Origin of the sequence: Caulobacter sp. (genome assembly GCF_049283275.1) — a bacterium.
Classification (GTDB): Bacteria; Pseudomonadota; Alphaproteobacteria; order Caulobacterales; family Caulobacteraceae; genus Caulobacter.
In genome coordinates this window covers 1-10849 of the sequence record NZ_JBAPVS010000261.1, presented here as the reverse complement: position 1 = coordinate 10849, position 10849 = coordinate 1, and the positions used below count along the sequence as shown (strand labels likewise).

The following is a 10849-nucleotide window of genomic DNA, read 5'->3' as shown; positions in this document are numbered from 1 at the left end:
CGTCGTTTGAATACTTCTGCGTCTTTGCTGGCTCTGTCCGTGGCGATGTTCGCCGCCGGTCAAGTCCACGCCCAGACCACCGACAACCAAGTGGAAGAGGTCATCGTCACGGGCATCCGCGCCTCGTTGGAGCGGTCGATCGAGATCAAACGCTCCAACAGCGGTGTTGTCGACGCCATCTCGGCCGAAGACATGGGCAAGTTCCCCGACACCAACCTGGCGGAATCGCTGCAGCGCATCACCGGCGTGTCGATCGACCGCTCCAACGGCGAAGGCTCGCAGGTCACGGTCCGCGGCTTCGGCGGCGGCTTCAACCTGGTGACCCTGAACGGTCGCACCATGCCTTCCGCCAACGTCGCCACCGTCGGCGGCGACGCCTCGGCTGACTTCGCCAGCGGCACCAGCCGCTCGTTCGACTTCTCGAACCTGGCGTCGGAAGGCGTCTCGGCCCTGGAAGTCTACAAGACCGGCCGCGCGGGCATCCCGTCGGGCGGCATCGGCGCGACGATCAACGTCAAGACCCGTCGTCCGTTCGATGCGCGCGAGAGCGGCCTGTCGGGCAGCATCGGCGTCAAGGCCGTCTACGACACCAGCATGGACAACAAGCTGGAAGACACCTCCAAGGTGACCCCGGAAGTCTCGGGCCTGCTGAACTGGACCGACGCGGAAGAAAAGTTCGGCGTCACGCTGTTCGGCAGCTATCAGAAGCGCAACTTCACCAGCACCAGCGCCACGTCGAACGACTGGAACATCCGCACCTATTCCGATTTCATCAATCCGGCGAACGGCTTCGTCCGCAACGGCGGCGCCACCCAGATCACCAACGCGCCGGCCTCCGGCAGCACCTACGTGGCGATCCCCAACGACAGCCGCTACCACTTCTCGCAAGGCAGCCGCGAACGCATCAACGTCCAAGGTGCGGTGCAGTGGCGCCCGGCTGAAAACATCCTGATCACCGCTGACGGCCTGTACGCCGACAACAAGTCGTTCGAACGCCGCAACGACCAGACCAACTGGTTCAACCGTCCGTTCGACAAGGTGACCTTCGACAATAACCCGACGGTCGCGACCGCCGTGTTCCTGCAGGAAACCCTCAGCGGCACCAAGGACGTCGGCTTCGAGCAGCAGTATCGGGCCAACGAAGACAAGCTGAAGTCGTTCGGCTTGAACGGCGTGTGGGATGTCTCCGAGCGCCTGAAGGTCTCGCTTGACGGCCACATCTCGAAGGCGTCGAGCACCCCCGACGCCCCGAACGGCACCAGCATGACCTCGGTCAGCATCGGCGCGCCGATCATCTCGTCGCACTCGGTGGACTACAGCGGCGACATCCCGGTCCAGGCCGTGACGATCAACGACGCCCTGCCGCGCGGCAACGGCAACGGCTCGCTGGACGTCGGCGACCTGGGCAGCCAGGTGGCCCGCACCTCGGCCCAGAGCCAGGATCAGAAGATCAAGGAATTCCGCGCCGACGCGTCCTATGAGCTGGACGACAACGGCAGCAAGTTCGACTTCGGCTTCGACTACCGCGACTCGAAGATGAAGCAGACGGCTCTCAACACCCAGCAAGACCTGGGCAGCTGGGGCATTTCCAACCCGCGCGACGTGGAGCAGTACGCCGGCAGCCTGGTCAAGCAGTTCTGCCTGGCCTGCCGTTTCGACAGCTTCGACGCGCGTCAGTCGGGCCCCGGCCTGGTCGCCTTCCGCGCCGACGCCATCGCGCTCTACAACGCCATGTCGCCGCCCTATGTCGCCAGGGGCAACGCGGTCGGCGTCACCGCCCAGGACGATAACCGCGTCAACGAGAAGATCTGGTCCATCTATGGTCAGCTGACCTGGAAGGGCGAACTGGCGGGCCGTCCGTCCAGCATGGTCGCCGGCGTGCGCTACGAGCAGACCGACTCCAACTCGGTGTCGCTGATCCGTACGCCGCAAGCCATCGTCTGGACCGCCGACAACGACTTCCGTGTCGACACCGCGGCGACCTACTCGCCCATCTCCGGCAAGAACAGCTACAGCAACCTGCTGCCCGCCCTGGACTTCCAGACGGAGCTGGCCACGAACCTGATCGGGCGCTTCTCGTTCAGCCGCACGATCGCGCGGCCGGACTACGGCAACCTGTTCGCCTCGGTCACGGCTGGCACTCCGAACCGTCCGGTCGCCAACGGCGCCATCCCGCTGGGCACGCGCGGCAACCCGGAACTGGATCCGCTGATCTCGGACAACTTCGACGTCTCGGTTGAGTGGTACTACAAGCCCAGCAGCTATGTTTCGGTCGGCTTCTTCGAGAAGCGCGTGAACAACTTCGTGGGTACGGGCACGTTCAACCAGACCCTGTTCGGTCTGCGCGACCCAAGCTCCGGCGCGGCTGGGACCCGTTCGGGCGACGCCCGTACGGCCCTGACGACGATCGGCGCCGACCAGACCGACGTGAACCTGTTCACGATGACGTCGCTGATCGTCACGACCGGCTCGGTCGCGACCGCCACGGCCGTGTACCAGGCCAACCGCGGTCCGTCGGGCGACCTCAACCAAGCCTTCGTCGACTCCACCCTGGCTGCGAACGACATCTCGCCCAACGCGGCCGATCCGTTGTTCAACTTCCAGGTGGCCCAGCCGATCAACAACAAGACCGGCAAGATCCACGGCTTCGAAATCGCCGCTCAGCACTTCTTCGGCGAAACGGGCTTCGGCCTCTCCGGGGCCTATACCCTGGTGAGCGGCGACGTGGGCTTCGACATCGGCGCGAACCCCAACCAGGATCAGTTCGCTCTGTTGGGTCTGAGCGACACGGCCAACGCCACCCTGATCTACGAGAAGTACGGCTTCTCGGCGCGGCTGGCCTACAACTGGCGCGACAAGTTCCTGCAAGCCACCAACCGCGGCGGCTCGCGCAACCCGGTGTTCGTCGCCCCGTTCGGCCAGGTGGACTTCAACCTCAGCTACGACTTGACGGAAAAGCTGGCGCTCTCGCTGGAAGGCATCAACCTGACAAACGAGAGCCTGCGCACCTACGCTCGCGACAAACACGAGCTGTGGAACGCCCAAGAACTGGATCGCCGCTTCCTGCTCGGAGCGCGCTACAAGTTCTAAGGAACGTCGCCATGGTCGGGTCTTCGGACCCGATCTAGGTCGGGGGAAAGGGCCGCTGTTCGCAGCGGCCCTTTCTTCTCTACAGTAGCCGGACGACGCATCCACGCGAGCCGGGCCGGAAGGCGCACATGACGAACAGAGTACTGCTCAACAACCTCGATCACGGCGACCTGCGCGTCGCCACGGGGCACGGTCCCGCGTTCGGCGACAACATCAACCAGGTGCTGATCTTCCCGACCGAGTTCGAAGCGGTTCAGCGCGAATATCCGATCTTCTTCCGCAAGGACGCCGAGGGCGTGTTCCAGTCGGTGGCCCTGCTGGGCCTGGACCGCGACGAGAACCTGTTCCTCGAACAGGCAGGCTGGAACGCCCGCTACGTGCCGGCCATCCAGCAGCGCGGGCCGTTCTCGATCGCCATGAGCCAGCGCGGCGGCGAACCGATGATCCATGTCGATCTCGACCATCCCCGGGTGCTTGCCGCGAAGGCCGAGCGCGGTGGTGAGCCGGTGTTCCTGCCGGCGGGGGGCAATTCGCCCTATCTGCAGCATGTCGCCCGTCTGCTGGGCGTGATCTATGACGGGCTGGAGTTCAGCAAGGCGATGTTCGCCGCCTTCGAGGCCGCCGACCTGATCGAGCCGGTCGATGTCGAGATCAAGCTGGACGAGCACACCCAGTACGACCTGCCCGAGCTCTACACGATCTCGCAGGACCGGTTCGCGGGCCTGGCCGCCGACGAGCTTGAGGGCCTGCATCGCAGCGGATTCCTGGCCGCCGCCCAATGGGTCTTGTCGTCCCTGGGCAATGTCGGGTTCCTGGTCGATCTGAAGAACCGCAGACGCGCCCTGGCTTGAGCCTGGGCCGTCAGATCGAGGGAGCGAAACACCGATGATCGACATCGCTCGCAAGACCCCGGTGATCGAAGGCCTGACGCCCGACCAGATTCCGTTCGACGAGATCCTGGTCCAGCAGCGGCCGACGATCTTCCGCGGCATGGCGCTGGATTGGCCGCTGGTGCAGGCCGGCCTGCACTCGCCCCGCGCGGCCATGGACTATCTGCTGTCGCATGATCGGGGCGAACGCTTCGTCGGCTATACCGGGCCGCCCGAGATCGAGGGACGCTTCGGCTATGACCAGAGCCTCACGCGCCTGAATTTCCAGACCGAGCGCACGCCCCTTCGCGCCTTTCTCGAGCGGATCGAACAGGAGCTCGAGGTCTCTGATGGGCCGTCGCTCTATATCGGCTCCAGCGACATCGACGCCTATCTGCCGGGCCTGCGCGCCGAGAACGATCTGGGCCTGGACCTGGTCGCCCTGGGCGACGACACGCCGCTGGCCAGCATCTGGATGGGCAACCGCACGGTCGCCGCCGCCCACTACGACATGTCCAACAACATCGCCTGCTGCATGGTGGGCCGGCGGCGCTTCACCCTGTTTCCGCCCGATCAGATCGACAACCTCTATCCGGGGCCGCTGGACCCGACGCCGGGCGGCCAGGCCGTCAGCATGGTCGATTTCGACGCCCCGGACTTCGAGCACTTTCCGCGCTTCAAGGACGCCCTGGCCGCCGCCCAGGTGGCGGACCTGGAGCCCGGCGACGTGCTGGTCTATCCGGCCCTGTGGTGGCACCAGGTCGAGGCGCTGGACCCGTTCAACGTGCTGATAAACTACTGGTGGAACGCCGCGCCCGGCTTCATGGACACCCCCATGAACACCCTGCTGCACGGCCTGCTCAGCCTGCGCGACCGTCCCGATTTCGAGAAGCAGGCCTGGAAGAAGCTGTTCGACTACTACGTGTTCGGACCCGCCGACCGGGCGGGCGCGCACCTGCCCGAAGCCGCGCGCGGCGACCTTGCGCCCATGGACGAACGCAAGGCCCGTCGGCTGCGAGCCTATCTGCTCAATCGCTTGAACCGCTGACGATCAAGGACCGGAGAATCCCGTGCAAGAACAGGTCGTGAAGAAGGTCGTCATCGCCGGGGGCGGCACGGCGGGCTGGATGGCGGCGGCGGCGCTGGTCAAGCAGCTGGGGCCGTTGCTCGACATCAACCTGATCGAGTCCGACGAGATCGGCACGGTGGGGGTGGGCGAGTCCACGATCCCGACGGCCCGCACCTTCAACGCCCTGCTGGGCATCGACGAGCCCGCGTTCATGCGCGCCACCCAGGCGACCTTCAAGCTGGGCATCTCGTTCGAGAACTGGGGCGAGATCGGCGACCGCTACATCCACGCGTTCGGCCAGGTCGGGAAGTCCAACTGGATGGGCGGCTTCCATCACTTCTGGCTGCAGGCCAAGGCGGCCGGCTTCGGCGGCGAGCTGGGCGACTATTGCTTCGAGCTGAAGGCGGCGCTGGCTGACAAGTTCTCGGTCGGCGAGGGGGCCGAGCTGAACTACGCCTATCACCTGGACGCCACGCTCTACGGCCGCTTCCTGCGCCAGATGAGCGAGGGCCTGGGCGTCAAGCGGATCGAGGGCAAGATCGCCAACGTCCAGCAGAACGCCGAGACCGGCTTCATCCAAGCCTTGGTCATGGAGAACGGCGACCGGGTCGAGGGCGACCTGTTCATCGACTGCACCGGCTTTAGGGGCCTGCTGATCGAGCAGACGCTGAAGGCGGGATACGAGGATTGGGGCCATTGGCTGCCGACCAACAGCGCCCTGGCCGTGCAGACCAAGTCGACCGGTCCAGCCGTGCCCTACACCCGCGCCATCGCCCACGAGGCGGGCTGGCGCTGGAAGATCCCGCTGCAGCATCGGGTGGGCAACGGCCTGGTCTATTGCAGCGACTACATGAGCGACGACAAGGCGCACGAGACCCTGCTGGGGGCGCTGGAGGGTGATCGGCTGATCGAGCCGCGGTTGATCCGCTACGTCACCGGCCGCCGCCGCAAGACCTGGCACAAGAACTGCGTCGCCCTGGGTCTGGCCAGCGGCTTCGTCGAGCCGTTGGAATCGACCTCGATCCACCTGATCATGATCGGCGTGACGCGCCTGATGCAGCTGTTCCCGTTCAACGGCGTCAGCGAGGCGGTGGTCGACCGCTACAACCAGCAGGCCGTCGACGAGCTGGAAAAGATCCGCGACTTCATCATCCTGCACTACAAGCTGACCGAGCGGACCGACAGTCCGTTCTGGGATCACTGCCGCACGATGGCCATCCCCGACAGCCTGGCCCACCGCATCGAACTGTTCCGGCAAAGCGCCCAAGCGTTCCAGGCGCCGGGCGAGCTGTTCCAGGTCGATTCCTGGCTGCAAGTGATGCTGGGCCAGCGGCTGCAACCGACCGCCTATCACCAGATGGGCCGCCTGATGCCGCCCAAGCAGCTGCGCGGGGCGCTGGCCAACCTGAGCGGCGACATCGCCCGCGCCGTCGGCGGCCTGCCCGGCCATCAGGCCTTCCTCGACCGGTACTGTGGCATCCCCGCGTCCTGAACCAAGCGGCGAGCGAAAGGCCAACCTGAAGCTGCACCTTTCCAAGGCGCCACCGATGCGCAATAGTTCGCGCATGGGTGGTTGTTGAACGAGTCTCAATCCTGGGTCGGCACGTGTCGTGCGGCCGGATGGGATCGGGCCGCTCCGGGAGGTCGCAGACCATGAAGTCCTACGCCCGCACGCGGTCCGCCGCCCTGGTCGGCGTTTCGCTGACCGCCTTGGCCCTGGCCGTTGCGCCGTCGTCCAGCCTGGCCCAGGCCCAGGCGTCGGAGAACGTCTTCGCCAACCCCCCGGCGGCCCTGCCGGAAGCCGAGCCGGCCGCGCCCCGGCTCTCCGGGCCCAAGCTGCTGGGAGCGCCGCCGGTCCAGGCGGCCGACAGCTTCGTCGATCCGCGCCAGAACATCCTCTACAAGTTCTCGATCGAATTCACCGAGGGCGCGGTCCGCAACCCCTGGACCCTGAGCCAGGACAAGGTCCGGCTGAGGTCCTACCGCGGCTCGTCGGTCGATCCGGCGACGCCCTTCCTGGCCCCGACCATCACCATGCGCCCGGGCCAGACGGTGCGGATCAGCCTGGCCAACAACCTGTTCGAGACCAAGGACGGCAAGCGCCTGCCGGCCGAGAAGTGCAAGACGCCGGAGGGGGGCGTGAACGTCCCCCACTGCTTCAACGACACCAACCTGCACGCCCACGGCCTGTGGGTCTCGCCGGCCGGCAACAGCGACAACGTGCTGATCTCGATCAATCCGGGCGTCACCTTCGACTACGAATACAACGTCCCGTCCGACCACGCGGCCGGCACCTTCTGGTACCATCCGCACAAGCACGGCTCGACGGCCCTGCAGGTGTCCAGCGGCATGGCCGGCGCCCTGATCATCAAGGATGACCGCGTCCCGACGGCCACCACGCCGGGCGACATCGACGTGCTGCTGCAGGACGCCCGGGGCGCGGCCTTCCCCGACAAGGTGATGATGTTCCAGCAGGTGCAGTACGCCTGCTTCGACTCCGCCGGAAAGATCCAGACCTCGCCCGGCGGCGCTCAGCCCTGGGTGTGCAATCCCGGCCAGACGGGCGAGATCCGTGACTACGCCCAGCAGCTGTCGCCTAACGCCAGCTGGGCCAGTTCCGGCCGCTTCACCTCGATCAACGGTCGGGTGCAGCCGGCGGTCTCCGAGCTGCGGGCGGGCGTGTTCGAGCGCTGGCGGCTGATCCACGGCGGCGTGCGCGAGGCGGTCAATTTCCGTCTGTTCCCGATGAAGCCCGGCGCACCCAACTGGAACACGGTGCCCGCCAAGGACCAGGCCTCGTTCATGCGCACCTTCTGCGCCGGGACGGCCCTGCCGATGTGGGAGGTGGCGGTTGACGGCCTGACGCGGTCGGAGGTGTTCCGCACCACCGAGACTCGCCTGCAGCCCGGCTACCGTGCCGACGTGGTGGTCTATTTCCCGACCGGCGGGAACTACTGCATCATCGACGGGGCCAGCGACGCCATCGGCAGCCCGTCCCAGCAGGCCGAGCCCATAAAGCTGCTGGGCGTGGCGGTGGTCGGGGCGGGCGCGCCGGCCGGCGATCCCGATCGGGCGCTGCAGAACCTGATGATCGCCGCCGCCGAGCGCAACATCGCGAACTCGCAAGTCCGGGAAGTGGTGATCCGCGACCTGCTGCGGAACCTGACCCTGTCGAAGTTCGTCTGGCATCCGACGATCACGACGGCCGAGCTCAACGCCCCGATCCAGGAACTGGCCTTCAACATCAGGAGAAACCCCGTCAAGCCGGGCACCCTGTTCGAGGTCAACAACCCGGCCCTGCCGCCGGATCGCAGCGGCCAGTACGTGCCCTCCCGGATCGACCGCACGGCCAATATCGGCGACGTGCAGGAGTGGCGGCTGACCTCGACGGCCGCCGGCCATCCGTTCCATATCCACGTCAATCCGTTCCAGGTGGTCAGCGTGCTGGACCCGAGCGGGCGGCCGGTCACCAATCCGAACGCGCCGGGGTTCGATCCGGACTATGCCGGGGTGCTGAACCAGTGGAAGGACACCCTGTTCGTCAAGACGAACTACAAGATCGTCGTGCGCACCCGGTACCAGCGCTACATCGGCGAATACGTTCTGCACTGCCACATCCTCGACCACGAGGACCAGGGCATGATGGCCAATGTCGCCATCGGCATCCCTGACGGTCTGGGCGGCACGGCCGAGGCCCACGGCCCCGGCGGGCACATGGATCATGGGGGGCATTAGGAGCCGGCAGGCTTATCCCGGGCCTTGCGCCCGGGAGCCCTTTGCTCGCCGATCGGCCTGGACCGCGGCCAGGGCCGCGACATAGGCCTCCATCAGCCGCACCAGCTCGTCCTCCAGCGCCGTCGGGTCCAGGCCCAGTTCGGGCTCGGCGGCGGCCGCGCGCAGCAGGCCGATCGCCGCGTGGGTCAGGACGAAGGCCGACTCGTTGCTCAGCTCCACCTCCAGCCGCGCCTTGCCGGTGATCGAGGCCAGGAAGACCTGGTGGTGGCGGGCCAGCATGCCGTCTTCGGCCTGGTGGAACAGGGCGTCGAACAGCACCTGGCGGGTGGCGGGCGAACCTTCGAAGCCGTTCATCAGGGCCCGTACGATCGTCCGCACGCTGCCCAGCTCCGGCCGGGCGATCACCGTCTCGGCGATGGCGTCGCGCACGGCTTCGGCCCGGCGCTGGGCGATGGCGGCCAGGATGTCCTGCTTGCCGGCGAAGTACTGGTACAGGGTTCCGATGCTGACCCCGGCCCGCACGGCGATGTGGTTGGTGGTCAGGCGCTCGACGCCGTCGGCCTCGAGAAGTTGAAAGGTCGCGTCCAGAATGGCGTCGATCGTTGACCCGGCTCGGGCCTGGCGCGGCGTTCTGCGTTGTCTTTCAGTCACTTGCGGCGACCCTTCGCGACCGCGCCCCGCGGTCCGGGAGGCGAGTAGGAATATGAGCAATGCTTACATAACCTCTGGATCGACGCCAGGATCCCCCAGAACCCTTTCGGGAACGGATCCGCCAACCAGGAGGGCCGATGAGCCTCTCGATCGAACAGGTCCGCGCCAAGGTCGCGTCGCAGAAGACGCTGCTGCCGGCCCTCTATGGCGCGGTCGATTTCGACGCCACGCCGGAACGCTTCACCGAGGACGCCGCCAAGGCGGTGGTCCATGATCGCGCGCCGCTGGGCGTGAGCGTCAGCCAGGACGACCTGGACCGCGTGCGCGCCTACACCATGCTGGGCGACATCGTCGCCGACGCCTACGCCGCCTTGATCCCGAAATACGGATTCCGCCGGCTGATCGACATGCTCACGACGGCCTGCGAGCAAGGTGTCGAGGCCGTGGCCGAGGCGCCGCCCGAGCTCGTGGCCTTCATCGCCGACATGGAGGCCACGCCCGACTGGGTCGACATGGACCTGGTGCGCGAGGGGGCGCGGCTGGACCTCAACGCCACCGCCCACCTGGCGCCGTTCGCGATCCGGGGCGCGTTCGTGGCCACCTTCCTCAACAAGTATTCGGCCCTGCCCATGGCCCTGACCGGGACCTTGAGCAGCGACACCGCCGCCCGCCGGGTCAACGAGACGGCGACCTTCTTCGCCACCACCGTCCTGCCGGGCGCGCTGGAGCGCCACGGCGCGGGGTTCAAGGCCGCGGCCATGGTGCGGCTGATGCACTCGATGGTGCGGTTCAACGCCATCCGCTCGGGGCGTTGGGACGTGTCGGTGTACGGCGTGCCGATCCCGCAGGTCGACCAGATGCCGGCCGGCCTGATCCCGATCTTCCTGATGGCCTTCAAGATGCTGCGCCAGGGCCGCCGCCACTTCACGGCGCAGGAGCGGGCCAAGGTCGAGCTGGCCCGCTATCGCTGCTTCCTGCTGGGTCTGCCGCAGGACCTGCTGGCCGACACGCCCGAGGGGGTGGTGCGGATCATGACCGCGCGCAACACCACCCTGCGGCAGGGCTTCGACGACGAGACCTGCGGGGCCCTGGTCCGCGCCACCCTGGCCGCCTACCTGCCGCCGGACCGCTCGCCGGCCAACCGCCTGCACGACCGGGTGGAGCGCCGCTTCGCCAAGGCGTTCTTCCTGCGCCACTTCATGAACGGCGACCGGGCGGCGGCCGCGCGGATGGGGGTCGAGGTGGGGGCGGGCGACCAGCTGGTGTTCGCGACGGTGGCCGTGGGCGTGATCGCCCGGATGCTGGCCTTCCGCGCCGCCGACAAGGTTCCTGGCCTGCGCGAGGCGGCGGACGCGGTCCTGGTCCGGCGGGTGCGACGACTGCTGGCCCGCTACGGCCACGCCGAATACGTCACCGACGCGGCCCAGTACCGACC

Annotated in this window: 7 protein-coding genes; 6 read left to right on the top strand and 1 reads right to left on the bottom strand. The window is 67.1% G+C overall.

All coding sequences use genetic code 11. The features are described from left to right. From WAL33_RS14665 to WAL33_RS14645, 5 genes are all read left to right on the top strand, one after another. A partial coding sequence (locus WAL33_RS14665) for a TonB-dependent receptor (RefSeq protein ID WP_422182255.1) occupies positions 1 to 3090 on the top strand: 3090 nt, incomplete at its 5' end. Between the two features lie 128 nt (positions 3091 to 3218). Further along, positions 3219 to 3941, top strand: coding sequence for a SapC family protein (locus WAL33_RS14660; protein WP_422182254.1), 723 nt, complete (start codon positions 3219 to 3221; stop codon positions 3939 to 3941). A gap of 34 nt (positions 3942 to 3975) precedes the next feature. Further along, entirely contained in the window at positions 3976 to 5007 is a 1032-nt protein-coding gene (locus tag WAL33_RS14655) for a cupin-like domain-containing protein (RefSeq protein ID WP_422182253.1), read from the top strand. A 79-nt stretch (positions 5008 to 5086) separates the two neighbouring features. Then, positions 5087 to 6520, top strand: a complete 1434-nt coding sequence (locus WAL33_RS14650; protein WP_422182256.1) for a tryptophan halogenase family protein — start codon at positions 5087 to 5089, stop codon at positions 6518 to 6520. A gap of 161 nt (positions 6521 to 6681) precedes the next feature. Next, on the top strand, positions 6682 to 8763 hold the full coding sequence (locus WAL33_RS14645; protein ID WP_422182252.1) for a multicopper oxidase family protein: 2082 nt from the start codon (positions 6682 to 6684) through the stop codon (positions 8761 to 8763). Between the two features lie 12 nt (positions 8764 to 8775). Here WAL33_RS14645 and WAL33_RS14640 read toward each other — a convergent pair whose 3' ends face one another. Continuing rightward, positions 8776 to 9414: a TetR/AcrR family transcriptional regulator gene (locus WAL33_RS14640; protein WP_422182251.1), complete on the bottom strand. Its 639-nt coding sequence runs from the start codon at positions 9412 to 9414 to the stop codon at positions 8776 to 8778. 137 nt (positions 9415 to 9551) lie between these two features. On the opposite strand from WAL33_RS14640, the gene WAL33_RS14635 reads away from it, so the two are divergent. Beyond that, the coding region (locus tag WAL33_RS14635) for an oxygenase MpaB family protein (protein WP_422182250.1) at positions 9552 to 10849 on the top strand (1298 nt) is incomplete at its 3' end.

Bases quoted from the DNA above. Each gene is read 5' to 3' on its own strand.
- WAL33_RS14660 (WP_422182254.1), top strand. From the start codon at position 3,219: ATGACGAACAGAGTACTGCTCAACAACCTCGATCACGGCGACCTGCGC.
- WAL33_RS14655 (WP_422182253.1), top strand. From the start codon at position 3,976: ATGATCGACATCGCTCGCAAGACCCCGGTGATCGAAGGCCTGACGCCC.
- WAL33_RS14650 (WP_422182256.1), top strand. From the start codon at position 5,087: ATGGCGGCGGCGGCGCTGGTCAAGCAGCTGGGGCCGTTGCTCGACATC.
- WAL33_RS14645 (WP_422182252.1), top strand. From the start codon at position 6,682: ATGAAGTCCTACGCCCGCACGCGGTCCGCCGCCCTGGTCGGCGTTTCG.